General features: G+C 37.7%; 18 protein-coding genes. 9 read left to right on the plus strand and 9 right to left on the minus strand.

Features of this window, described 5'->3' with window-relative positions; genetic code table 11:
* Positions 1-89 precede the first annotated feature (89 nt).
* Both CA2015_RS15855 and CA2015_RS15860 read left to right on the plus strand, forming a co-directional pair.
* The gene (locus CA2015_RS15855) at positions 90-671 is read left to right on the plus strand and encodes a YeeE/YedE family protein (protein ID WP_048642779.1); all 582 of its coding nucleotides are present in this window, start codon (positions 90-92) and stop codon (positions 669-671) included.
* Positions 672-785: 114 nt separating this feature from the next.
* Positions 786-1,277 carry a DUF6691 family protein gene (locus CA2015_RS15860; protein ID WP_048644568.1) on the plus strand — a complete coding sequence of 164 codons (492 nt, stop codon included), beginning with the start codon at positions 786-788 and terminating at the stop codon, positions 1,275-1,277.
* A 45-nt stretch (positions 1,278-1,322) separates the two neighbouring features.
* Here the strand turns inward: CA2015_RS15860 and smc are convergent, their stop codons facing one another.
* Entirely contained in the window at positions 1,323-4,883 is a 3,561-nt protein-coding gene (smc, locus tag CA2015_RS15865; RefSeq protein ID WP_048642780.1) for a chromosome segregation protein SMC, read from the minus strand.
* Positions 4,884-5,659: 776 nt separating this feature from the next.
* Between smc and CA2015_RS15870 the strand changes: the two genes are divergently transcribed.
* Complete coding sequence (locus CA2015_RS15870; protein WP_048642781.1) at positions 5,660-6,139, plus strand: bactofilin family protein; 480 nt, start codon at positions 5,660-5,662, stop codon at positions 6,137-6,139.
* Here the strand turns inward: CA2015_RS15870 and CA2015_RS15875 are convergent.
* The gene (locus CA2015_RS15875) at positions 6,136-6,675 is read right to left on the minus strand and encodes a redoxin domain-containing protein (protein WP_048642782.1); all 540 of its coding nucleotides are present in this window, start codon (positions 6,673-6,675) and stop codon (positions 6,136-6,138) included. The two genes, CA2015_RS15870 and CA2015_RS15875, sit on opposite strands and share 4 nt — an antisense overlap.
* Positions 6,676-6,967: 292 nt before the next feature.
* On the opposite strand from CA2015_RS15875, the gene CA2015_RS15880 reads away from it, so the two are divergent.
* The 4 genes from CA2015_RS15880 (at position 6,968) to CA2015_RS15895 (ending at position 10,871) form a co-directional block, all read left to right on the plus strand.
* The gene (locus CA2015_RS15880) at positions 6,968-7,468 is read left to right on the plus strand and encodes a hypothetical protein (RefSeq protein ID WP_048642783.1); all 501 of its coding nucleotides are present in this window, start codon (positions 6,968-6,970) and stop codon (positions 7,466-7,468) included.
* 51 nt (positions 7,469-7,519) lie between these two features.
* Complete coding sequence (locus CA2015_RS15885; RefSeq protein ID WP_048642784.1) at positions 7,520-8,716, plus strand: Nramp family divalent metal transporter; 1,197 nt, start codon at positions 7,520-7,522, stop codon at positions 8,714-8,716.
* 66 nt (positions 8,717-8,782) lie between these two features.
* Positions 8,783-9,799 carry an NAD-dependent epimerase/dehydratase family protein gene (locus tag CA2015_RS15890; RefSeq protein ID WP_048642785.1) on the plus strand — a complete coding sequence of 339 codons (1,017 nt, stop codon included), beginning with the start codon at positions 8,783-8,785 and terminating at the stop codon, positions 9,797-9,799.
* A 10-nt stretch (positions 9,800-9,809) separates the two neighbouring features.
* A complete protein-coding gene (locus CA2015_RS15895) occupies positions 9,810-10,871 on the plus strand; it encodes a dihydrodipicolinate synthase family protein (protein ID WP_048642786.1) in 1,062 nt (353 codons plus the stop codon).
* A gap of 4 nt (positions 10,872-10,875) precedes the next feature.
* Here the strand turns inward: CA2015_RS15895 and CA2015_RS15900 are convergent, their stop codons facing one another.
* Positions 10,876-12,102 carry an alpha/beta hydrolase family protein gene (locus CA2015_RS15900; protein ID WP_205749775.1) on the minus strand — a complete coding sequence of 409 codons (1,227 nt, stop codon included), beginning with the start codon at positions 12,100-12,102 and terminating at the stop codon, positions 10,876-10,878.
* Between the two features lie 198 nt (positions 12,103-12,300).
* Here CA2015_RS15900 and CA2015_RS15905 point away from each other — a divergent pair, with 198 nt between their 5' ends.
* Positions 12,301-14,433, plus strand: a complete 2,133-nt coding sequence (locus CA2015_RS15905) for a hypothetical protein (protein WP_048642787.1) — start codon at positions 12,301-12,303, stop codon at positions 14,431-14,433.
* A 462-nt stretch (positions 14,434-14,895) separates the two neighbouring features.
* Here CA2015_RS15905 and CA2015_RS15910 read toward each other — a convergent pair whose 3' ends face one another.
* From CA2015_RS15910 to mtaB, 4 genes are all read right to left on the minus strand, one after another.
* The gene (locus tag CA2015_RS15910; protein WP_048642788.1) at positions 14,896-15,603 is read right to left on the minus strand and encodes a 3-keto-disaccharide hydrolase; all 708 of its coding nucleotides are present in this window, start codon (positions 15,601-15,603) and stop codon (positions 14,896-14,898) included.
* 24 nt (positions 15,604-15,627) lie between these two features.
* Positions 15,628-17,016 carry a neutral/alkaline non-lysosomal ceramidase N-terminal domain-containing protein gene (locus CA2015_RS15915; protein WP_048642789.1) on the minus strand — a complete coding sequence of 463 codons (1,389 nt, stop codon included), beginning with the start codon at positions 17,014-17,016 and terminating at the stop codon, positions 15,628-15,630.
* Positions 17,017-17,043: 27 nt separating this feature from the next.
* A complete protein-coding gene (locus tag CA2015_RS15920; RefSeq protein WP_048642790.1) occupies positions 17,044-19,110 on the minus strand; it encodes a BNR-4 repeat-containing protein in 2,067 nt (688 codons plus the stop codon).
* A 134-nt stretch (positions 19,111-19,244) separates the two neighbouring features.
* Positions 19,245-20,564, minus strand: coding sequence for a tRNA (N(6)-L-threonylcarbamoyladenosine(37)-C(2))-methylthiotransferase MtaB (mtaB, locus tag CA2015_RS15925; RefSeq protein WP_048644570.1), 1,320 nt, complete (start codon positions 20,562-20,564; stop codon positions 19,245-19,247).
* 234 nt (positions 20,565-20,798) lie between these two features.
* Between mtaB and CA2015_RS15930 the strand changes: the two genes are divergently transcribed.
* Entirely contained in the window at positions 20,799-22,961 is a 2,163-nt protein-coding gene (locus CA2015_RS15930) for a glutamine synthetase III family protein (RefSeq protein ID WP_205749776.1), read from the plus strand.
* 397 nt (positions 22,962-23,358) lie between these two features.
* Here the strand turns inward: CA2015_RS15930 and CA2015_RS15935 are convergent, their stop codons facing one another.
* Together CA2015_RS15935 and CA2015_RS15940 are read right to left on the minus strand one after the other, a co-directional pair.
* The gene (locus CA2015_RS15935) at positions 23,359-23,829 is read right to left on the minus strand and encodes a hypothetical protein (protein ID WP_048642792.1); all 471 of its coding nucleotides are present in this window, start codon (positions 23,827-23,829) and stop codon (positions 23,359-23,361) included.
* Between the two features lie 99 nt (positions 23,830-23,928).
* On the minus strand, positions 23,929-24,930 hold the full coding sequence (locus CA2015_RS15940; protein ID WP_048642793.1) for a zinc-binding alcohol dehydrogenase family protein: 1,002 nt from the start codon (positions 24,928-24,930) through the stop codon (positions 23,929-23,931).
* Between the last annotated feature and the right edge of the window lie 43 nt (positions 24,931-24,973).

Genomic DNA, 24,973 nt, shown 5'->3' on the forward strand with positions numbered 1-24,973 from the left:
CTCTACTTTTAGTAGACGATGAAAATTGAATGCATGGTAAAATTATAGATCAATGGTATATGTATTGTAAACAAAATAATAAGTAAATAATGAATGAATTCTTGGATTGGCTCAGTCAACCCTGGCCTTGGTATATTGCCGGACCTATGATCGGTCTTACAGTGCCCATACTCTTAATAATAGGAAACAGATCCTTTGGTATATCATCTTCACTAAGGCATATTTGCGCAGTTTGTGTGCCATCAAAAATCCCATTCTTCCAATACAATTGGAAAGAGGAAGCATGGAACTTAATGTTTGTAGCAGGAGTGTTCCTTGGAGGAGTAATAGCGGCACTATTCCTATCAAACCCAGAGAGCATAGTGATTGCGGAGAGTACTCAGAGAGATTTGAAGGCTTTGGGGTTGACAAATTTCAATAACTTATTACCAGCAGAAATATTCAGTTGGGACAATGTTTTCACTTTGAAAGGCTTGTTTTTCTTTGTCATAGGTGGTTTTATGGTTGGTTTTGGAACCAGGTATGCAGGTGGTTGTACCTCCGGACATGCTATTATGGGGATTAGTAATCTCCAATGGCCTTCAGTAGTAGCTACGATGTTTTTTATGATTGGAGGATTGGTAATGACGCATTTGTTTTTACCCTTTGTCATGAGCTTTATAGGCTTTTGATCTAATCTGGGAAAGTAATAGGTCCTAATTTAGAGGCAGAACCAATTCCATATGGATTGGCTGTACCTATTATTCAATTCGGTTATAATCAACACTTCAAAAAATCTTATTAGCATGAAATTAAAAGAATATGACAACTTAGCAGTTGAAGAAAATAAAGTTTCAACTCCCAAAGGTAAACAAGGTGAAACTGGTTTGGCATTGCTTAAATACCTTATTGTTGGAGTTGTGTTTGGAATTATTTTTGTCAAGGCAGAAATAATTTCCTGGTTTAGAATTCAGGAGATGTTCAGGTTTCAGTCCTTTTTTATGTATGGGGTAATTGGTTCTGCAATTCTTGTGGGAATGATTTCGATTCAATTAATAAAAAGATTCTCCATTAAAACAGTTAATGGGGAGGCTATTAAAATAGCAGATAAAAAATTCAATAAGGGTCAGATATATGGTGGCTTTATCTTTGGATTAGGCTGGGCTATCACGGGGGCATGTCCTGGACCGTTATTTGCCCAAATTGGGACTGGATTCACTGTAGTGGCCGTCACCTTTTTGAGCGCTGTAGCCGGTACTTGGGTATATGGTAGGTTTGCACATGTATTGCCTAAGTAATTAGACAATCATTGATATAATATAGAATGAAAGAGGGGGTGCTTGTTATTCAGATGAGGCCTCCTCATCAATTAATTCTCTTAAGTCTACAGGAACTACCCTTGATACTCCAGTTTCTATCATGGTTATACCGTAAATAATATCAGTGCTGGCCATTGTTCTCTTATTATGTGTAACAATGATGAATTGAGATTCATTGGAGAATTTTTGAATGATCTGGTTGAATTTATCAATATTGGCATCATCCAAAGGAGCATCTACTTCGTCGAAAATACAAAATGGTGCTGGTTTCAAAAGATAAATAGAGAACAACAAAGAGGTAGCGGTAAGGGTTTTTTCACCACCCGAAAGTTGATTGATAGACAAGGGGCGTTTCCCCTTGGGTTTGGCTATAATTTCAATGGTACTCTCTAAAGGCATGTCTGGATCTGTCAACTTCAGGTCGCAGTCATCTTCCTCAGTAAACAGTGAACGGAAAACTTTGACAAAATTTGTTTTAATCTTGTCAAAAGCATCTATGAAAGTGTCTTTTGCTACCTGATCGATTTCTTTGATTGTAGACATTAATGACTCCTTGGCTTTGATAAGATCCTCTTTTTGAGAGGTGATAAAGGTATGACGTTCTTTGATCTCGTCATAAGCTTCCATCGCCATTGGGTTTATAGGGCCTATTTTTTCTAATTTTGATTTCGCTTTTTGAACTTCTTCTCTGAGAGTCTCTTCTGTTTTTGATGCATGCTCTTCCTCCAACTCCGGATTTTCCTCCATGATTTGATCCAAGTCCAGCTCAAATTCAACACTTAACCTTTCTTTGATAGCATTGAGTCTTAGATTGATTTCATTTGCGGTTTGTCTTAAATCCATTAAGAGATTGTCCGAATGCTCCTTTTTCTTTTGGATTTCTCTAATCGTTTTCTCTAGCTCGTCAATTTCTCCTCTGGATGAATAATAATCTTTTTCAGCTTCGTTAACTCCAGCTTCTATGCGGTCCTTTTCTCCATAAAGCTCTATAAGTTCATCATCTTTAACCTCGTTATTATCGATAAGGGACTTTATCTCTTGCTCCGTATGAGCCATTTCACCCTGGGCTTTTTCGATCCGTTCTTTGCTGCTTTCATAGGTGCTTTGTTTAAAACTAATTTCCTGAACAATACTTTGCAGCTTGTTTAATTGTTGGTGGTAGAGGATGTTTTCTTCATTGTATTGGGAAGAACGGTAGGACAGCTCCTCAGCAGCTTCCTGCAAGTCTGCATTTATGTTGTTTATTTCTTCTTCTAGTTGCTCAAAGGCTTCTTTTTCTTCCTTTAAAAGAGGGCCTAGATTTTCCAGTTCTTCTGTAAGACTGAAAATCTTTTCTTCAATATCCTCCTTTTTATTAGCGTTTGAGCTTAGCATTTCTGCCAATTGTTCTTTCTTCGTTTTGATCGAAACGAAGTCTTGATTCAATTCATTGACTATGGCTTGTTTCTCTTCTATTGTTTGTTTGAAATTTATAGATTTCAGCTTGGAGAGCTCAGCATTTTTTTTGTCCAGGTTCGCTCTGGTCTCACTTATCTTCTTTTGTAGGACTTTAATTTCTTTTTCTAATTTTTCAAGGTTTTTTGCCCTACCTATTCTTTTACCTTCAAATAGACCTACGGAACCTCCGGAAATGGTGAATTTTCGATCGATAAATTTTCCGCTTTCAGTAATAAAGATGCCTTCCTGGGTTTTAGGGACTTGATGAATGTCTCCAGAAAATATGTAAACATCGTCTAATAAATAGGCCACCAAAGGAGCATATTTAGAATCATATTCTATTATCTCAGTTGCTGCTACAGCATCCGGGAACAGCTTATTTTGGCTAGGTCTGAATTTTTCAAATCTTTCCAGGACAAAGAAATGTGCTTTGCCTTTACCAGAATCGCTCAAAAGTTTTACTGCTGCAATGGCCTCTGAATCATTGTCAACTACATAATAATTCATGTAGTTTTCTAGAAAATTCTCTATAGTAACTCTATATTTCTCATCTGTGGTGATAATGTCTGAAAGCAAGGGCATATTTTTTCCCCATTGGCTGTTTTTTTTCAGGAACTTAATGGCCTCAGGAAAGCCTTCTAGGTTATCTACAAGTGATTTGGTGAGTTGAAATTCATTGCTTTTAGCATCCAGCTTGCGGTTTATTTGGGTTAATTCATCCCTTATCAACTCTTGCATTCTGCTGGTTTCTTCCTGCTTGGCCAGGTGAGCAGCTTCCTCGCTTTTTAGTTTTTCAAAGGCTGTGTTTTCACTATCTAGTTGGTCTTTAATTAATTGGAGTTTTTCCTGAAATCCTGCCAAATTTTCAATTTGGCTATTGTCATCGGTGGCTGTTTTTTCTAATTCCTGCTTTATAGTCGTTAGTTGAATTTGCTTAATTTCTTGACTTTTAGACAATTGATAAAGTTCATCACGCTTGCGTGAGAAGGTGCTTTGCATCACTTTTTGCTTTTCCAAGGAAACATTGTGCAATGCTTTCTTTTCCTCGTAGATGTCCTTTAATTCCTGGACAGAAATTTCTTTTTCATTAGTGAGCTTCTCGGATATGCGCTTCTCCTGTTCCAAGGATTTTATACTGAACCCCGCCCTCTCATTGCTCCTTTTATCTTGTTCAATTTGTTCCCGCAACTGTTGCGACTTGTCTTGAAGAAAGCGAAGCCTTTCATTTTTTATCTTTTTGTCGCTTTCAAACTGCCGAATCTTATGGACATGATCATTTAAGGTTTTTTGCCTACTTCCCAGTAGCTTTTCCTTATTGATCATGTCTGTTTTAAGGTTTTCAAGTAAAGCTTCCTTGCTTGCGATGGCAGCATTGAGTTGAACCTTTTGGTCATTCTCCGATTCTAGCTTCTTATTTAAATTGATCAGGTTATCTCTATGGTCATAAACTCCCTTTTTAGCCAAAGCTATGCTTGCCGATTTGTAATCCTTTTTTATTTCAAAATAACGGGTTGCTTGTCGGGCCTGTTTCTCTAATGATTTTAAATTTTTTTCTATTTCAAACAATAAATCTTCCACCCTGTCCAAATCCGCATCAGTATCTCCTAGTTTCTTGAGCGTTTCTTTTTTCCGGGTCTTAAATTTTGAAATACCCGCAGCTTCTTCGAATAATTCTCTCCTTGAATTGTTCTTGTCATTTAGTAATTCATCGATCATTTTCAATTCTATGATAGCATAGCTATTAGAATTAATCCCCGTATCCATGAATAGATTGGTGATGTCCTTTAGTCGACAAGTTATCCCATTTAATAAATACTCGCTTTCTCCTGATCGGTAGTAACGCCTGGTGATGGTAACATGCGTATATTCTGTTGGGAGTAGGTTTTTGGTGTTTTCAAAAGTCAGAGAAACCTCAGCCATATTGAGCGGCTTTCTGTTTTTTGTGCCGTTAAAGATAACACTCTCCATCTTATCTGAGCGAAGCATTCGGGTCTTTTGTTCCCCTAGAACCCACCTTATGGCATCTACCACATTGGATTTTCCACATCCATTCGGACCCACTATTCCAGTGATGCCTTTATCAAAATGGATCATTACTTTGTCACCAAAACTTTTAAAACCTCTAATTTCTAATTTGGAGAGTTGCATGTAGTAGATTTAAACCTAAACAAATTTAACCTAAACCATTCAATTTTCAAACGAGCGAAAATTTGAGTTTTCAATAGTGTATATTTTTACTTGAGAACTTTTGACAGTAATCAATTATGTTTTAGCCTTTTTAAGCATATAGCTCAGATAGCATCACTTTCAGATTACCACCTGAAAGTGATGCTTTTCTGTTATAGAACATCTATTGTTTATTTCGTAAGCCTTTGTTGCTTAGGTTTAACCCGAAATATGCAATAGACATTCTATTACGTGCTGAAATCGCTTTAAAATCAGCCACTTCGTTGCTGTTTGGAGATTTCACCATAGCGGTGCTATGCTAAAATCTCCAAACAGTCTGATTGTCTTGCGATTGCAACACTTCCCGTAAACACGGGACAGGCTTCACCCCTGACTATTGTCAGGACGGAGAAATCCTATAACATAATCCGAGTTTAAAACCAATAACTGCTTTAAAGTCAGTCCTAACGGTTTATAATTTTGAATGGTTTGTTTTAAAAAATCAGATAATTTCTCCATTTTAATTTATTTAAAATAAAATCTAAATTAAAATGAGATGGACCACTAATTAAATTATTAAATGAAAAAGGCTATTTAATGAATAAGAAAGAAAAAAAACAATAGTGTTAATAGAAAAATTGCTAAAATTGACTTTTTTGGTATTTTTAATTATTAATCACCTCAATGGGAGAATTGTATTCTTAAAGCAAGTTTTGTTTCTTTGCTTTTTCCGTTTACTAGTATAAATAAGATTTCAAATGTGGTCACCAAAAAACACTGCTAAATTAATCGTAAATCCATCGGATAATGTTTCCTTTTTTTCTCATGGCTTTAGGGTAGTTGGTAATGTGATTACAGAAAATGACATAAGGATAGAAGGCGTTATTCAAGGAGATATAAGTACAACCAAAAAAGTTATTATAGGAGAGTCAGGACAGGTAATTGGGGATATAAAAGGAGAAGAAGTCGTAATTTTAGGAGAGGTTGTAGGTAAAGTAGTAGGATTTAAAACCATTATTGTTGGCAATAAAGGGCTCCTTCATGGGAGTGCTGTGACAGACAATTTGCATGTGGAATTCGGCGCAGATGTGGATGGTAGTATTGTGAAATTAAATCCATTACCTAAAGGTTTAACATATGAATTACCAGCTGAAACCAAAAACAACCCTAATCCGGTAAACAGAAATACCGAACCGCATCCAAAAGGATTGGTTTCTACCATAGTTGCTATCAATTAATTTTTTAAAGCAAAATTTGGGTTGTTGAAACTTTGATTTGTTAAGACCATTTTAGAGGCAAACTCCACGATATTTTCAAGCCCTTTTTCTTTTAAAACATCTCCATTTAGGATAGACTGGGCATTCCCTGCCTTGTCTATAAAATATATAGGGCTATCAATCAATATTTTTTTTGATAGGATTTCTTCTAGAGTTTTTTTGGCTTCATTTTGAGGTTGATAGAATATGGGAAAAACCAAATAATCTTCTAGTTGAGAATTGAGCCAGTTAATTGAAAACAAATGTTCTTCAAAGGAGTTTTTGCTAAAACCAATCAAGTGATAGTTTAATTCTTTTAATTGCTTTAGTGCCAATTCAAATCTTTCCTTTTCCTTCTTGGTTTTTGGGATTAACTCAGAAGGATTGGTGTAAATTATAATTCTTTTATTTTGAATTAAAGACTTCAAGTGAACATTTCCAAAGCGTGTTTTTACCAATATGTTTGGAAATGCTATGTTTTTCTCAAATAAGTAGGGAACTATTGGATTGGTTTTCATGGTAGGGTCAGGTTTTTATGAATACTATTAGCCTTCTTTAAACATATTATTAATTTAAGTAAAATAAATTTAATTATTAATAGAAAAATTAAAATTTTATCAGTAATTGATTTAAATCATGTTTTAAAACAATTTAGCTCAGGATTTTTCTCTTCCTCCTTAAGAAAATGGCAAAAACCTTTTTAAGTTATTTTAAAAAAACCATTAAACCTTAATTTTTGATACCCATCAAAAAAATTCTCTCATACCGGATAATTTTTGTAAATTTATTTTTAAATCACCCAAGAGGTATATGGACGGCAGCACAATATTTTATATCATAGCAGTAATTGTCTATTTTATTTACTCTTCTTTCACCAAAAAGAAAGAAGAAGAAGCGCGGGGTGAAATGGAAGAACCCGAAAACATGCCAAAGCAGGGGCCCTCTTTTGAGGAGTTGTTGCGTGAGATACGAAAAGACCAAAACCCGGATATAGTTGAAGAAGTCGAAGAGGAATGGGTTGAGGAAACCCGGCATAGAAAATATAAAGAAATAGAGGAGCAGGAAGTTTTTGCTGAAGAAAAAAGACCTGTTGAAAAAGAATTTAAAAGCGCTTACCGTGATGTTCGACAACCCTTTGTTAAACTAGACGATCAGGTAGTAATAGAGGATGGTAAAAAAATCCTCGGAGAAGTTGTCGATGTAGCAGGAGAATACAAAACAGGGAACAGGTATTCCAAACTATTAAAAAATCCAGAATCAGTAAAAGACGCCGTCATTTTGACTGAAATCTTCAATAGGAAACATTTTTAGATTATTCAGACACTTATTAATATACAATTTTACTTCGCAGAAAATATAAATATGATCCAACGTTGGTTTAAATCTTTGGGCCCGGGACTAATTACTGCCGCTTTGGTTTTTGGTCCAGGTAGCCTTACAATTACTTCCAAATTGGGAGCCGTTTATGGCTACCACTTACTTTGGGTAATTATAATCGCTACACTTTTGATGCTGACCTTTACTGGGATGGGAGCGAGGATAGGTTTGGCTTCAGAGCATTCTCTTATTACTTTATTTAGAAATAAATGGGGTAAATCAGCCGCTTTGTTAGCTGGAATTAGTGTGTTTTTCGTGACCGCTGCTTTTCAGGCAGGTAATACTGTAGGAGCTGGCTTGGCTTTGTCCGAATCTCTAGGCCAGACCAATAGTTTATGGATTGTAATCATCTCATTAATGGCCATCTCTCTGCTTTTTTTTAAATCTTTCTATAAGATTTTAGAAAAAGTGATGATGCTAATGGTAGGCATTATGTTGATTTCTTTCCTATTCACCCTAATTCTTGCTCCACCTGCATGGGATGAGGTTCTGTCTGGGTTGAGCCCAAATATTCCGGAAGGGTCCTTTATCTTGGTAATTGCCTTGGTAGCATCCAGTTTTTCTATTGCAGGCGCTTTCTACCAATCCTATTTGGTGCAGGAAAAAGGATGGAAGAAAGAGGAGTCTAACGATGCCTTAAGAGAAAGCTATACAGGAATAGTAGTATTGGGTTTAATTTCTTCCATGATAATGATCAGTGCCGCTACCATCTTGTACCCTAAAGGAGTAACAGTTACTTCAGCAGGTGATATAGGTATGGCATTAGAACCCGTTTATGGTAAATTTTCCTTTATGGTTTTTATGGTGGGGCTTTTTGGAGCTTCATTTTCCTCCCTATTAGGGAATGCAAGTATCGGTGGTACCTTGCTTTCAGATTCCATGTCATTGGGTAGGAATCTTAATAGTACTCCAGTTAAAATATTGATTTCCCTAATTATTATAATTGGTGCTTCTATTGCGCTAATTTTTGGGAGACTACCTTTGGAATTGATAGTGTTTGCACAAGGCATTACCATATTTGCAGTGCCATTTATAGGATTAGGCCTGTTCTTAATTGGTAACGATACCACTATAATGGGTGGCTTAAAAAACAATACTTTCACCAATGTGGTTGGGATTATTGGTTTAATGGTGCTATTCACCTTGGCATTTAGTAATGCTTATTCCTTGTTTTACGCATAATATGTTTTTATCCTGAATGAATGAAAGGGATGATTTAATAAACCACTAAAATTTACTATTGAATCAATGAAATCTATAGAAGAGTTAGAAGAAATACTAAGTAAGCCTACAGGCAATCTGGTTGAGGATATAAAAAAAATTAAAGGCGATATCCTGATTTTAGGTGTGGCTGGTAAAATGGGACCAAGCCTAGCCAAGCTTGCAAGCAGAGCATTAAAAGATGCAGGCAAGAAAAGTAAGGTCATTGGTGTTTCCCGTTTTTCTGATCCAAGTTTGAGAACAGATCTAGAAAGCCATGGGGTAACTTGCATAGCTGCAGATTTATTGGATGATGAGGCTTTACAAGCCTTACCAGATGCAGAAAATGTCATTTATATGGCAGGCAAAAAATTTGGTACAACAGGGCAGGAGCATTCCACCTGGGCCATGAATGCCTATTTACCTGGAAGGGTAGCTACTAAGTACAAGAACTCAAAAATTGTGGTGTTTTCAAGTGGTAATATTTATCCATTTGTGCATTATGCATCAGGTGGAGCTTTAGAAGAAACCCCACCTGAGCCAATTGGAGAGTATGCTCAATCTTGCCTCGGAAGAGAGCGAGTTTTTGAATATTTTAGTCATCAATACAATATTCCAATGTTGATGTATAGGTTAAATTATGCCATAGACATGCGTTATGGTAACCTATTGGAAATTGGCAAGATGGTCAATACCGAAAAACCTATTAATTTAAGGAGTGGCCATATGAATGTAATTTGGCAAGGAGATGCAAATGAAATTGCTATTCGATCTTTGCTACATACTACTAGTCCCCCGAAAATTCTTAATGTAACCGGACCTGAAACAATCAGCATTAAACAGGTGGCTGAAAAGTTCGGCAAATTATTGGATAAACATCCAGTGTTCATCAATGAACCTGAGCCCAAAGTTTTGCTTAACAATGCCTCGCTGTGTCATCAGCTTTTCGGATACCCAAGCGTTTCCTTACTTACCATGATTGAGATGACTGCTCAATGGATTCAACAAGATGGAAAGACTTTGAATAAACCCACACATTTCCAAGAAAGAGAAGGAAAATTTTAATTATAAAATAATGAGTGAATTAAACCCCGCTATCAAGCAATTGTTACATGATGGTACAGTGATACCTGCCCATCCACTGGCTTTAAATGAAGAAAGAAAACTTGATGAGAAGTACCAACGGGCGCTTTCGCGCTATTATATTGCCTCAGGTGCAGGTGGCATAGCTGTGGGTGTCCACAGTACCCAATTTGAGATCAGGGAAGAGAAATACGGACTTTTTGAGCCGGTATTAAGGATGGCCATGGAAGAGGTCAAGGCTGCTGCGATAGATAGACCATTCGCAATGGTAGCAGGAATTGTAGGAGATACAGAGCAGGCAGTAGCAGAAGCTACTTTAGCTAAGGAGTTGGGATATGATTTGGGCTTGTTAAGTGCCGGAGGATTGGGTGACTGGTCCGAAAAAGACCTAATTAAAAGGGCAGAAAAAGTGGCAGAGGTTATTCCAATTTTCGGATTTTACCTTCAACCTTCTGCTGGTGGAAGGTTGTTAAGTTATGACTTCTGGAAAGATTTTGCTGACATACCTAATGTTCAGGCCATAAAAATGGCCCCGTTTAACAGGTACCAGTCTCTAGATGTGGTAAGGGCAGTTTGTTCCTCTAGTCGACATGAGGAAATAGCCTTGTATACAGGTAATGATGACAATATAGTGGCAGACTTGCTTACTCCATTTACTTTTGTGGTCGATGGCAAAAAGGTCACCAAAAAGGTTGTTGGAGGATTGCTAGGCCATTGGGCAGTGTGGACTACCAAAGCAGTAGCACTAATGGAGAGAATAAAGGAATGTAGAGACAATGATTCCAGAGGAATACAAGAATTACTCGAATTAGGCGTTCAAATCACAGATTCCAATGCAGTGATATTCGATCCGAAACATCAATTTAAAGGCTGTATTCCAGGAATTCACGAAGTGCTAAGACGTCAAGGCTTGCTTAAAGGAACCTGGTGTTTAAACCCTAATGAGGTACTGTCACCAGGCCAATCTGAAGAAATTGACCGAGTATACAATGCTTATCCATGGTTGAATGACGATGAGTTTGTAGCAAACAATCTTGAGAAATTCCTTTCTTGATACCTTATTGTGCCAAGAAATATTCAAAAAAGTTGTAAATAATCTTGTTGGATTCCGGATTTGGAGAATGGTCAGGTCGATTACTCATGCCCACTCTGTCCTTGTAGCCATAGAATGAATTTGCCTTTAGGCTATAGTTCAAAGGAATCCAACGATTCTCCCCGTCCTCTTCACCACCAGAAACCAAAAAAGGACGGGGAGCCATTAACACATGAAGTTCATGAAGGTCTTTCCCTTCCTTTATTAGCTGAGGATACAATCCTCTGGCTGGATTATCTTTAGTTGGAACACCTCGTTCTCGTCTTGGTCTTGGGTGATACCCCAGATAATAAGGCTCCCAATAATTAATATTTGGCCTAACTTGATCGAATACGATTCCAGGGTCTGACCAAGCAGCAGCAGCAAAATTCTCAAACAGACAAGATGCAAACATAGCCCATTTGCCTCCATAACTATGTCCCATAATGCCTATTTTGTCTTTATTGACTTCCTTCATATCAGCCAATAAATGCCAGGCATTGGCAGCAGCATAAGCCATTAAAGAGAGTGGTTGAACTGTGGAATGATCGATGTCTGGATAGTATAAAGAATAAGTCTTTGCATTGGAGGTTTCTGTTGTGCCGATAGAGAGCGTGACGAACCCTCTTTTGACCAATTGTAAAGCAAAGTCTCTATCTGGTTTTCCTTCTCCTATAGCCGTTTCAGGTTCGTAATACACAGTAACCACCGCAGGACGGTTATTGGCTTCATAGGGCAGTAAGAGATAGCCCTCGGTCATTTGGCCAGGTATCCACTCAAATCGAATTCTTTTTTTGATATAATCAGGTTTGTTGACTGTTTCCAGTATCTCGAAATTAGTTTTTACAATTAAATCCGGCCATTCGCCCATAAGCTTATGCCAGGAATCCAGTATTTCTTTTCTCCTTATTTTCCAGTCATCTAAAGTGGTCACCCGGCTTTTGTCATTGAAGATAAAGGGGTCCTTAAAATTCCCTTTTTTTCCTTCGTATTTAGCAGGGACAGTGAAATAAGGTGCAAGGTCATTCCATTCAACCATTATTTTATAAGGATCTTGAATGATCTCCCCTTCAATTTCCTTGTTTAGGTTCTTTCCATTTGTTGTTTGATTGATCTCCAATAAGGGTGAATCATTGGTGACTTCTGTATATAGTGTTGAAACAGTGGCAACTAATGATGTAAACAAGAGGAAGGATATAAATTTGATTGGCATTTTCTGAATGGTCTATGTTTATTTAAAGGTAAGAATTTCAGTTCTTAAAGCCTTTAAAATAAACTGTTTTTCCTTTTAAAATCTGGACTAACATAAGGAATAAGGCATTTTTATTGGTAATGCAATATTTTATAAATGGATTGACAGAACTTGCGGAATTACTTTATATTGCGGTTTGTAAAATAAATTATTTGATATATGTTTCGGTATTGGCTTTTAATAATAATTACTATTGTTTTCACTTCCTGTGGTTCTACCTCAAAAGAAAAGATCAATGTAGTTGGTCCTGAAAACAATGATTTAGTGCAGTGGTTGGAAGGCGAAGGTTTTGCTTTAGCTTTCCATTCTGACATTAGCTCTGCCTTAGAAGTAATGGAAAATGAAGCCACCTTATTGGTGCTTTCAGGAGATTATCCGCATAAACGAGTAGCAATACCTGAAGATTTTTTTACTGTCACTAAGGAGAACAACATTAAATTTTACCTTGAGTTTCCAGAAGACTTTGAGGGGCTTGAGAGTAATGGTGAAGTAATGAAGACCAGACTTGAACGAGCCGTAGTGGTGAGTGATCAATTTGGCACCAAATTAAGTCCTATGAAAATACTAGGCATTAACGACTGCCATGTTATATCCTCGGAAGTAAGTGACCCTTTGTTGGTAGTCGCTAAAGTGGCCGGTCTTGATAGCGCTGTTTATGGATTGGAAGGAGTTCCAGCATATCCGCTGCTGTTCAAAAAAGACCAAGGGTTTGTAGGACTAAGTAAGTTGTCTGGTTTTGCTAAAGGGAGGTTTGGCCCTGAAGCACACTGGAAAGTCATGTGGTCTCATATTATTACTGAACTTACTGGAAATAAATCCTTTAGTTTTGATTCATGGCCTCGTTTACTTGAACCATCCTTCAGTGCTACTGCTGAATTGGACAGGGAAGATAAAATGAATAGCGTTAAAAATGGAGTGGATTGGTTTGAAAAAGGAAAATTTTATATAGCAAAAGATTGGAAAGATTATTGGCTCAAATACCAAGGTGATGGTACCAATCCCATTGGTCCTCCAGTGCCTGCAAACTATCCGGTTGGAGATGGGTCTGAGGGTTTGTTGGAAGGTCATTCCTCCAATATCTTTTATGATGGTAGTCAACAATACAGGTATTGGATCAGAGCGGATGTTCAGGGAGAAGCAGCCTATGCATTAGCAGCAGCAGCCAACCTATTGGAAGAGCCTGCTTATAATGTTCCGGCAGAAAATTTGATTGCGTTTTTATTTAGAGAAAATCTTCGTGGAGGCCCACGTAGTGAGCCGGATTCAGCCGCCTTTGGATTAATAGGTTGGTCCAATACTCATCCTTATGTGTATTATGGAGATGACAATGCCAGAGCAATATTAGGGGTTGTGGGTGCAATGGCGCACATGGGAAAAGAGGATTGGAATGAAGAGATGGTAGAAGCAATTTTGGCGAACTTTAGGACAACAGGGATATATGGTTTTAGAAGCAATCGATTAAACAATACCAATCTTCACAATTTGGGATGGAAACACTACTGGAATCAAGAAACCATTAATCCAGCCCCTCATTTTGAATCCTGGATGTGGGCCATTTATTTGTGGTTGTATGACAAAACTGGATACGAACCATTGCTGACCAAAGCAAAAACAGCGATTGAAATTACCATGGACAACTACCCAGAGGAATGGCTTTGGACCAATGGTATTCAACAAGAACGTGCAAGAATGATTTTGCCATTGGCTTGGTTAGTAAAAGTGGAGGATACACCAGAACATAGGGAATGGCTGGACCGAATAGTGAGCAAGCTTTTAGAAAATCAAGTAGAAAGTGGTGCGATTAGAGAAGAGTTGGGTGGAGAAGATAAGGGAAGATATGGTCGAACCTCTTCCAATCAGGAATACGGTCTACATGAGGCTCCTTTGATATTTGAGAACGGTGATCCCATAGCGGACATGTTGTATACCAGTAATTTCGCCTTTTTTAGCTTAAATGAAGCTGCCCATGCGACCAATAATCCGGAATACTTTGCCGCATTGGAGAAATTATCCGATTTTATGACGAGAATACAGGTTAAGAGTGAGGCAATTAAAGACCTTGATGGTGCTTGGTTTAGAGCTTTTGATTACGACCGTTGGGAATACTGGGCATCAAATGCTGATGCCGGTTGGGGTGCTTGGGGAACCTTGACTGGATGGACTCAAAGCTGGATTGTGGCCACTCAGGTGTTGGTTTTACAGGACAAAAGTTATTGGGAGTTAACAAGTAAATCATCTATCTCTGATACCTTCGATGAGAAATCATCTTTGATGCTAGAAGAATACAAATAAGTTACTGCTTGTTAGGCTGCTTTTAATGATGAATTGAGCCTGACTTGAACCCGAAATATGCAATAGACATTCTATTTCGTGCTGAAATCGCTTCAAAATCAGCCACTTCGTTGCTGTTTTCAATTTCACCATAGCGGTGCTATGCTAAAATCTCCAAACAGCCCGATTGTCTTGCGATTGCAACACTTCCCGTAAACACGGGACAGGCTTCATCCCTGACAGTCAGGGCGGAGAAATTCTATTAAATAATCCGGGTTGAATGTGTAAAAATAAGGTTAGGTCCTGGTTCTTATACCCCATCACAAAATACTATGGGATGGTTATGGAACACTAGTGAATGTGAATTAGCATGCTATAGAGGGTGAGTCTATGTAGCTAAGGAGGCAGCACCTACTAAAAAAATGATACGAAACGATTATGGAGGTATTGTTGTGTTTTTTTAACAATACCTCCAAGATCAAATTAGAGCCTCTTGACTTTTATATTTCGAAAAAAGACCTTGTCTCCATGATCCGTTATCAAAATATGGCCTTCTTTTAGCTCTCCATAGTTTTTGTCGTCCTTAAATTTGTTTTCTGATTTTTTCTTCAGATAGTCTTTATTACCACGAGTGTAACTCAATAATTTTTTTCCATTTAACCAATGGCTCACTTTCTTTCCTTTGGCTATAATTTTGCCTTGATTCCAACTTCCAGCAGGCTTTAGTTGTTTGTTTTTAGGCGGATAGAATAGGTAGGCAGCTCCAGTAGAAGTTGAACCATTGGGATCGTCTTTCACACCTTTATAATTATAATCATCAATAATCTGATATTCGGGGCCATTGATCATCATTTTCCCAGTTTTCTCATTGTAGATGGTATCTACAAAGTACTTGATGCCGCTATTGGCATTTTCGGTCAGATTAAATTCGAAAACCAGCTCAAAATCGCCGTATTTTTCTTTAGTAATGATGTCTCCCCCACCTTTACCGTCCATAAATAGGGTGCCACCATCTATTTTCCAGCCTTTCATGGCTGAGGATGGATTGTTTTTTGATTGCCATTTATCTAAAGAGCTCCCATCGAATAGTATCTCGTAATTTGTTGACTGAGCCAATAATTCCTGAGAGGAGAAAGCGCCAGCTAAGAGTATTATTGCGATTAATCGGATGTAATTTTTGAAATTTACCATAATATTATAGGTGGGATTACCGGGTTATTTTTTTCTTTGAATTGCTAATTTTGAAGCAAGTTCATCAAATGCTGTTAGAATCTGTTCTTCTAATCCTGGTTTCCATTTATTAGGCAATCCATAAACCATTTGAGAAGTATGTCCTTCGTATCCACCTTCTTTTAGTATAACTTCTGTTGGGATATAACTCATTACATCATTGGTGTAGGTCATTACAAAGACATCCGGGCCAAACATTTCTTTAAGTCTATTGGCATAGCCTACAGTTACTTCACCTCCCATAGTGAAGATTGGTTGCTCACCAATTTTAATGATTTGAACTGGGAAAGGGTAGGAGGAGGGTAGCTTATTTCCAGCTTCTATTTCTCCTAGCATTCGTTGTGCCCACCTCTTCAGGTAGCCACTCTCCTCATTGATCATTTTATTGAGTTCTTCCTTACTAAGAGGGTCTTCTATATCAAGGTCTATTTCTTTATAGGCACTTCCTAGCTCTGAACCCAATGGCATCATGTCTTCAGATAAAACCCTCTCTACAGTGGCAGCCAGTACTGTGCCATACTGTTTAGCTAAAGGTAGGGTTCTTCTTGGTAATGGATTTTGATCACCCCCAGCACCTTGGAAAAACATGGCCATAACACCTGGGTAATTTTTCTCAACTACCTCCTGGGCATATCCCGGATAATCTCCAGACCATTGATAGCCACTTAAGACAGTAGGATGACAGGCATAACCAAAAAGGACCGTAGTAATTTGATCATTTTCATCTGTTACTTTTATAACGGGCACAGCATGGTCCATTGGTCCATTCAAATCCGTAGACAAATGAACTTCACTTTCCTTATTGTTTCTTCTATTTACTTGAAATCTTGCCGTTCCATTATTTGAATAAAGCTTTGAAGGACGTAATTTAGAAAGAGCTTTGCCTATGCTTACTACTATATCCCCTTGCAGTTTATCTGTGTAATCTTCTACATCTTTTCGTTGCTGAGGATTCATTGGGTAGATATCAAACAAGGATTTTCCAAGTACAGGTGCAGAGTGGGTATGACTACTGTTCAGTGCAATTTGGGACTTTTCTAGCCCATATTTCTTTTTTGCTGCCTCGCGAATCCCATCAGATAGGTTCTTAGGCAAGCCAAGAAGATCCGAAGTGACAATTACTGTTTGGTTTCCTTTCGCATCTTCTAAGGCTAAAACTTTTACCCAAAGGTCACCGTACTTTCCTTCTGCTGTATGATCTCTATGGCCATATCCAGCCATCCATAATGCTTGGCTGGGTGTTATGTTGATTTTATCTGTTCCCGTTTTCCAGCCAATTGACTTTTGAGAAAAGCCTTGATAACTGATAGATAAAAACAATAACAGACAAGTGGAAAAGATAACCTGTTGGTGAGATAAAATGAAGCTTTTCATGAGCTGATGTATACGTTAGTGGGATGCTTATTTTATGTTTAAAGTCCAGTCAATTGCATTTTTCAACAATTGGGTAAAATTGGGGTGGGTAAAGTCTGTAGGGAAACCCAGGGAAGTATAAAACACCTTTGACTTACCTGATTTTCTGGTATAGGCGATAGGCATGGTTTTCCCATCGGACTCACCGCTTAATATTAATTTTGCTTTACTGTCAAGACTATTTCCCATTAAATAAAGATTGCCTTGACTTATCCATTTTCCTTCTGGGATTCCTTTCAATAATTTTTTACCTGCTTTTTGTTCGGTGATTACCTGAGTAGCTTCTTTTGCTGCTCCATAACCCATGTTTTCATGGCCGATTACTTCTGGTACAAATTCCCACCAGTCTTCATAGCCAGAGGGGATTTTTCCATCTTTGACCGAAAAAGCATGGTTGGCAGTTCTGATACCAAGAACAGGTTTTCCTGCTGCAATATGGTTTTTAATAAGTTGCATTTGGTCAGAGGAAAGGGCTACCCTACGCAAGAAAAACACCAGTAGATCAGTGTCTACTATGGTTTCAAGTCCCGGCAATTTAAAAGCATTTCTTTCTCCTTCACCGAGAATTACATTGGTTTCAAAACCGCTTTCTTTTGAAAGTTTCATTGCAAAGTAAGGAATGGTGAGGTCAGCCTCGTAATTGTCAGGATCCTTACTGATGAGAAAGGTTATTTTTTTGTTCTTTTCCTCCTCCTTAACTATTCTTTTTTTTTTAATGACTTTACCGTACACCTTAAGTTGGTAATCTTTATAGGTAGTGTACCTTCCTGTCAACCACATTACCACTTCTTTATTGTCATCAGCCAAAACTATGGGTCTGATATTGTCTTCTTTTGAGTTAAAAGTTACAGGAGTGAATTTCCAAGGACTTTCTTCATTCAGTCTTTCACCTCTGAATATCTCATATCTTCTTTCACCATCTACAAGTAATGGATCACCAGTTACTGGATGTACATCCCCTGAAAAGTAAAGGATGTTTTTATCTTTTGGGTTCAAGCTAATAAGACCTGTATATTCATTTTCACTAGGATACAAACGGCTACCAGCATAGGCGATTTCATCTTCGATCCATTCTCCATTTGCCCATCTAGCATAATGGTACCTGTGGTCAAAACCACCTTTTTCGACATTAAACCTTTCACCTCTTGTAATAGGGTCCTTGGTGACAGAGAAAACAAAATAAGGTTGTCCGTTTTCATCCAATTGAATATCACTTGTCCATCCTATGTCTTCACGGGTATCAATATCACCGTCAAAAACCATAGTGAAATCTGAAGGCTTAAATTTGCTGTTTTCTGTAGTACTTAATGGTCCTACCAATGTTCCATCAGACCTATAAGCATTACCATTCTCCACATAACCATGGTAAATATTATTGTTCATATGTCTTGGATGCCCATCTGTGGTAATAAAATGGATGCGGGTTTTTCCATCTGAAGCATACCTTAGATAGGACCTTCCCGGAAATTCGAATAGTCTCCCCCCAAAAGTCCAGCTATCTCCATAGTCTTTGGAGACCATATAATGCGGATTGTTGCCATTGCCTCTAAAGAAATTATAGGTAAGGTCGGCATCTTCAAGGTAATAGGTATTCGAGTAACAAACCTTTCCGTTGGCAGCAAAGGCAGCCTCTTCTGTCCATTTGCTTATGTCATAGGGGTTGGTCGTTGTTCTGTACCTTACGAATTCATCGATGGTATGTCCAGCATAGACCGTTAGAAGTTTTCCATCAGGTCTAAGCATTAATGAGCCAACATTGTGGTCATCTGCAGGAAGTGAACCTTCCGTTAATACCGTGGTTTTAGAACTGTAATCATCCAGATTCCATTCACTGACAGTGTTATAACCTTTGGACGTGACTCCAGTAAAAACCACTTTGTTATCAATCAAAAGTGCCCGTTCATCCTGAAACCAACACCAGCTTCCATCTTCTACAATTTTGAATGGTTGGAAAGGGTCAATGTCTTTTCCTACCGAATTTTGGGAAAAGGCATTGTTGAACTGAAACAGTGCAATAATAATTGTAAAAAAGAGCTTCTTAGAATTGGTGATCATTTTAATAAATTGGATTGAGGGATAAATCTTTCTTCTACCCAATTTAAGATAAGGTTTTCAATCTTACATCAAAAAAATTATAAAATTTAAAAATACGTAGATTATCGGTTGATTAACGTTACCAATTTTTATTCTTAGTGGTGAATTTCTTCAGTTTCAGGTTCAAAAACATCAACACTACCTTTTTCATTTATATTAACCAATGTCACATTTTTTAATTCATTAATTAAAAGCGGATCATATTTGGCACTTACTCTAATGTAGTTTTCTGTAAAACCGTGCATTTTACCATCTTCCACATCTCCTTCAAATAGAACGGTATACGTTTTACCTAGATTTTCTTCATAAAAAGCCCTTTTTTTCTTTTCAGAAAGAATTCTGAGCATTTTTGAGCGTTTATTCCTTGTTTTCATTGGGACAACCTCATCCATCTCGGCAGCCCGGGTGTTGGCTCTTTCAGAGTAAGTAAATACATGTAGGTAAGAAATGGGGAGTTCTTTAAGGAACTCGTAAGTCTCAAGGAACAATTCTTCAGTTTCCCCAGGAAAACCTACGATCACGTCTACACCTATACAACAGTGAGGCATCAAGCCTTTAATTTTGCTAACCCGGTCTTCATAAAGTTCTCTCAGGTAGCGGCGCCCCATTTTCCTTAAAATGGTATTGCTTCCAGACTGTAGAGGAACATGGAAGTGGGGTACAAAGTGTTTGGATTGGGCCACAAATGTGATGGCCTCATTGGTTAGTAAATTTGGTTCTATAGAGGAAATACGGAATCGGTCAATTCCTGATACCTTATCTAGAGCCTGAATCAGATCTATAAACTTTTCCTTTCTTTTACCATTGTGGATACCGAAGTCTCCTATATTAACCCCTGTTATTACTATTTCCTTTACTTCGGTAGCTGCAATCTCATTGGCGGCAGCCACTATATTAATAATGGTGTCGCTTCTGCTTTTTCCTCTTGCCAAAGGAATTGTGCAAAAAGCACAGCCGTAATTGCATCCATCCTGAACCTTTAAAAAAGTACGGGTTCGATCATGTATGCTATAGGCATTGTTAAATTCTTCCGCTTCTGCTATTGATGAAGCATAGACCTTAGCTTCCTGACCAGCAGCAAAATCATCTAGCAATTCTATTAATCGGAATTTTTCTGCGGCTCCTAATACAGCATCAACGCCAGAGATAGTGGCAATCTCCTGAGGTTTGAGTTGGGCATAGCATCCTATAATAGCAATAAAACCATTTGGGGATATTTTTTTAGCCTCCTTTACGATTTTCTTGCATTTCTTATCGGCATTTTCAGTAACCGAACAAGTGTTGACAATAAAAATGTCAGGGGTTTCCTCAAACCCCACCTTTTTATAGCCCTTTTTTTCAAACATGCGGCTGATGGTAGAGGTCTCTGCATAATTTAATTTGCAACCGAGGGTATAGAATGCTACTTTTTTCAAACTTTTAACTTCTTTATATTCTGGGGCAAATTTAGTGAATATCATTGAGTTTTCCATTTTTGCAATAAAATTGACGAATTCGAAAAAAAACGCGGGTTCTGATGGATATTTTAGGTGTGTTTGTTGTCAAAACTGTAAAAATCACGGAAATGGCCTTTAAAAATCACCATAATTGAAAAAAAACCATTTATTTTTCTAATTTTGTAATTAGTTTTTAAACCATAAACTATTCAAATGGCAACATTAAGACAAAAAGCGTTAATGAAAGTGCAAGGCAGAGCTAAGTTAACTGCAGTGGCACCTTCTTTAAAAATTTCTGATTATTTCGGTTCTCAGGTATTTGGCTTAAAAGAGATGCAGGAAACCTTAGCTAGTCCTGTTTTCAAAAAAGTCAAAACTGCGATTGAAAAGGGAACAAAAATAGATATGTCCACTGCTGATGAAATCGCAACTGCAGTAAAAGGATGGGCCATGTCCAAAGGTGCAACGCACTATACTCACTGGTTTCAACCATTAACAGGATCAACAGCTGAAAAGCACGATACTTTTTTCGATGCAATGGCAGGAATGGAGAGATTTAAAGGTAGCACATTGGTTCAACAAGAGCCTGATGCATCTTCTTTTCCTAATGGTGGTATAAGAACTACTTTCGAAGCACGTGGATACACTGCTTGGGATCCTAGTTCACCAATATTTATTTTCGACCAAACGCTTTGTATACCAACTATATTTGTTTCTTATACTGGCGAAGCACTTGATTTTAAAACACCTCTTATCAGATCTACCGAGGCAATTAATGCCGCTGCAGTAGAAATCTGTCAGTATTTTGACAGAAATGTAAAGAAGGTGAATCCTTCTTTGGGGGTTGAACAAGAATATTTTGTTGTAGATAGAGCACTATATGCAACACGTCCAGATCTAGTAATGGCTGGAAGAACCGTTTTCGGTCACAATCCAGCTAGAGGTCAGCAATTGGATGATCATTATTTCGGCTCTATACCTTCTAGGGTTAAGGAGTATATGAAGGACTTTGAAATTGAAGCTTTGAAATTAGGTATTCCTGTTTCTACGCGTCACAACGAAGTTGCTCCAGGACAGTTTGAAGTTGCTCCTTTATTTGAGGACATCAATAAAGCTACTGACCACAACCTATTGTTGATGGAGGTTATGGAAAAAGTGGCTGAAAAGCATGGTCTTAAAGTGCTATTCCATGAGAAGCCATTTGCAGGACTTAATGGTAGTGGTAAGCACAACAACTGGTCTTTAATCACAGACACAGGAGTTAACCTTTTTCAGCCAAGTAATTCAGCTAGAGAAAATCTTCAGTTCTTGTGCTTCTTGGTAGCTACTATCAAAGCAGTATATGTAAATGCAGATTTACTTAGAGCAAGTATTGCATCAGCTGGTAATGATTTCAGATTAGGAGCAAATGAAGCACCTCCTGCGATTATCTCTATTTTCTTGGGAAGTACATTGACTGAGATTCTTGACGAATTGGAGAAAAATGGCAACTTGAAAATAGAAAAAGGGGACAACATGTATATGAAATTGGGGATTTCTAAAATTCCTGAAATCATTCTTGACAATACCGATAGAAATAGAACTTCTCCTTTTGCCTTTACAGGAAATAAATTTGAATTTAGGGCAGTAGGATCCACTGCAAACCCTGCAGGTCCAATGACTGCGCTTAATGTAATCGTTGCTGATATCCTTATGGATATGAAACGAGATATCGATAAGGAAATTAGTGGTGGTAAAGAAAAGAAACTTGCCATTGTTAATGTACTTAGAAAATATATTAAGGAAAGTAAAAAAGTTCGTTTTGAAGGTGATGGCTATTCTGAAGAATGGGCACAAGAAGCTGAGAAAAGAGGACTTTCTAACCTTAAGAGCACTGCTCATGCCTTGGATGTTCTTATTTCTAAGCAAGTAACAGATCTTTACAAAAAACACAATGTGTTGAACGAAAGAGAGCTACATGCAAGACATGAAATCAGATTGGAGAATTATATAATGAAAGTTCAAATTGAATCACGTGTTATGGGTGATTTGGCTTTGAACCACATTATTCCAACAGCTATTTTATACCAAAACAAGCTTATTGCAAATGCAAACGGTTTGAAAGGTTTAGGTTTGGACCATTCTGCAGCTATTGAGACAATTGAAGAAATCTCTAAACATATTGAATCACTCAAATCTGATGTGGGAAATATGGTTGAAGCTAGGAAGCGTGTAAATAAAGAAGAAGACATTACTGCTAAAGCCAAGCTTTATAGTGATGACGTAAAAGACGCCTACTTCGATAAAATCAGATATGCAGTAGACAAACTTGAATTACTAGTGGACGACGAATCTTGGCCATTGGTGAAATACAGAGAGATGCTCTTTCTGAAATAAAAATTAAGAAAATAAAAAGCCCGATTGTATCGGGCTTTTTTTATGCCTTTAGATTATTGCTTTTTTATCTATTACAAGGTAGGTACTAATTCACTTCAAAGTAGTTCAACCCGAAATATGCAATAGACATTCTATTACGTGCTGAAATCGCTTTAAAATACCCAATCGTTGCTGTTTTCAATTTCACCGTAGCGGTGCTATGGTAAAATCTCCAAACAGTCTGATTGTCTTGCGATTGCAACACTTCCCGTAAACACGGGACAGGCTTCACCCCTGACATTGTCGGACGGAGAAATTCTATTACATAATCCGGGTTTAAGAAGGCAATAATATTGTAATCAAATTATTAGCTTATTACAATATTACTGGAAGGCAAAGCGTAGGTTTTAGAACAAAATTAATACAGGTACATGGGGATGTACCAAGAAATAAATTTGTCATCAAGTTTTGGAAGACAATCTTTATTTTGATCTATTCTCAGTTTTCTTTGTATGTGGGTGGCCAAAGCTTTAAAATCTATACCATGATCTTTCGGATCATTTTCGCTTATGAAATAAAGATCTCTGATATCACCCTGGATATCTATGTATACCCTCGCCTGAATTTTTATATTTCTAAAAAGGGTTTGGGTGTCCTCATCAAAATAACCTGATATATGCTGGAAGTTTAATTCTCTACTAAGACTCGTTGTTGAACATTCGAGGCTCATGCCTTCTGTGTCAATTCTGGTGAAGTCCTTAGCAAATGGTTTTACAACGTAAGCATTATTGGTTTTCAAGAATTGGTACTCACTATTTATTTGGCCCTTTACAAACAAAGGGCAAGTCATAAAGCTGAAGGTCAGGAATATAAATGAAAACCTATTCATATATTAGTCTCTTTAATTTTCAAAGTTCGTAAATAAAACGATCAAGAAACAAAAGCCAATGTATAATCGGTGATAGGGGTTTTTAAATGGTAGAATTCTTTAATATTCTATTAATGCTTTTATAACCTGATTTTCAGTATTGGTTAGGTGAGGAAATTTTTCTTTGGTCTGCGAAAAGAGGAACTTATCCGTAGTGTAACTATGGGTGGGGAATTTCTTACTCTCTAAAGTTTGAATGACATATATAAAATCCTCTTTGGTTGCATTCCTACTGCACAGCAGGGTCAATTCTTTGGCATGAATGGATGGGTGATGAAAGGACAATTGATCTTTAAATAGCCCAACCAAAATGTATTTACCACCATGAGCTACATAATAAGGCCCTGATTCCATTGCGGTTTTATTGCCTGTGGCATCAAATACAGCTGTAAAGCCATTTTTGCATTGTTCTTTTAAGCTTGCATCCATTTCCTTGGCATTTATGGTATGCTTGGCTTTAAATTCATTTTGAGCTAGACCTAACCTCCAGGAATTGATGTCTAGTGCAGTAACTTCCGCTCCGGCAAGCTGAGCAAATACCATTATGGCCAAGCCAATAGGTCCGCAGCCCATTACCAATACTTTGTCTCCTTTTTTCAATCCAGCTCTTCTTACTGAATGGGCAGCTACAGATAAGGGTTCTACAATGGCCATTTCATCCCAACTTAGCTGTGGGGTAGGTATTAGAATAGATGCAGGCAGAGCCATATATTCCTGCATGGCCCCATCGGTATGTACACCCAGCACTTTAAGTTTTTCGCAGCAATTGGTCTTTCCTGAACTACAGGCGCTACAATGCCCACAATGTAGATAGGGGATGACTACCACAGGATCATTTGGCTGCAAGGCTGATCCATTGGGTACTTCTACCTGGGCTGCTATTTCATGCCCAAGGATTCTTGGATAAGTAAAAAAAGCCTGATTACCAGCAAAGGCATGTAAATCAGTTCCACAAACACCTAGTTTTCTAATGCTAACCAATACTTCCCCCTTTTGAGGTTGTGGTATTTTAGCTTCTTTATATACAAACAGACCCGGATGCTCACAGCTAATTACTTTCATATGTTGAATGAATTTATAGGTTTGCAAGGAGTGAAAAAAGCAG

The organism is Cyclobacterium amurskyense, from assembly GCF_001050135.1.
GTDB classification, from domain to species: domain Bacteria; phylum Bacteroidota; class Bacteroidia; order Cytophagales; family Cyclobacteriaceae; genus Cyclobacterium; species Cyclobacterium amurskyense.

What these genes read in the sequence shown, in the direction of transcription:
- CA2015_RS15860 (WP_048644568.1), top strand. Translation starts at nt 786, where the DNA reads ATGAAATTAAAAGAATATGACAACTTAGCAGTTGAAGAAAATAAAGTT.
- CA2015_RS15920 (WP_048642790.1), bottom strand. Translation starts at nt 19,110, where the DNA reads ATGATCACCAATTCTAAGAAGCTCTTTTTTACAATTATTATTGCACTG.
- CA2015_RS15915 (WP_048642789.1), bottom strand. Translation starts at nt 17,016, where the DNA reads ATGAAAAGCTTCATTTTATCTCACCAACAGGTTATCTTTTCCACTTGT.
- CA2015_RS15875 (WP_048642782.1), bottom strand. Translation starts at nt 6,675, where the DNA reads ATGAAAACCAATCCAATAGTTCCCTACTTATTTGAGAAAAACATAGCA.
- CA2015_RS15885 (WP_048642784.1), top strand. Translation starts at nt 7,520, where the DNA reads ATGATCCAACGTTGGTTTAAATCTTTGGGCCCGGGACTAATTACTGCC.
- CA2015_RS15895 (WP_048642786.1), top strand. Translation starts at nt 9,810, where the DNA reads ATGAGTGAATTAAACCCCGCTATCAAGCAATTGTTACATGATGGTACA.
- CA2015_RS15930 (WP_205749776.1), top strand. Translation starts at nt 20,799, where the DNA reads ATGGCAACATTAAGACAAAAAGCGTTAATGAAAGTGCAAGGCAGAGCT.
- smc (WP_048642780.1), bottom strand. Translation starts at nt 4,883, where the DNA reads ATGCAACTCTCCAAATTAGAAATTAGAGGTTTTAAAAGTTTTGGTGAC.
- CA2015_RS15880 (WP_048642783.1), top strand. Translation starts at nt 6,968, where the DNA reads ATGGACGGCAGCACAATATTTTATATCATAGCAGTAATTGTCTATTTT.
- CA2015_RS15910 (WP_048642788.1), bottom strand. Translation starts at nt 15,603, where the DNA reads ATGGTAAATTTCAAAAATTACATCCGATTAATCGCAATAATACTCTTA.
- CA2015_RS15870 (WP_048642781.1), top strand. Translation starts at nt 5,660, where the DNA reads ATGTGGTCACCAAAAAACACTGCTAAATTAATCGTAAATCCATCGGAT.
- CA2015_RS15900 (WP_205749775.1), bottom strand. Translation starts at nt 12,102, where the DNA reads ATGCCAATCAAATTTATATCCTTCCTCTTGTTTACATCATTAGTTGCC.
- CA2015_RS15940 (WP_048642793.1), bottom strand. Translation starts at nt 24,930, where the DNA reads ATGAAAGTAATTAGCTGTGAGCATCCGGGTCTGTTTGTATATAAAGAA.
- CA2015_RS15855 (WP_048642779.1), top strand. Translation starts at nt 90, where the DNA reads ATGAATGAATTCTTGGATTGGCTCAGTCAACCCTGGCCTTGGTATATT.
- CA2015_RS15890 (WP_048642785.1), top strand. Translation starts at nt 8,783, where the DNA reads ATGAAATCTATAGAAGAGTTAGAAGAAATACTAAGTAAGCCTACAGGC.
- CA2015_RS15905 (WP_048642787.1), top strand. Translation starts at nt 12,301, where the DNA reads ATGTTTCGGTATTGGCTTTTAATAATAATTACTATTGTTTTCACTTCC.
- CA2015_RS15935 (WP_048642792.1), bottom strand. Translation starts at nt 23,829, where the DNA reads ATGAATAGGTTTTCATTTATATTCCTGACCTTCAGCTTTATGACTTGC.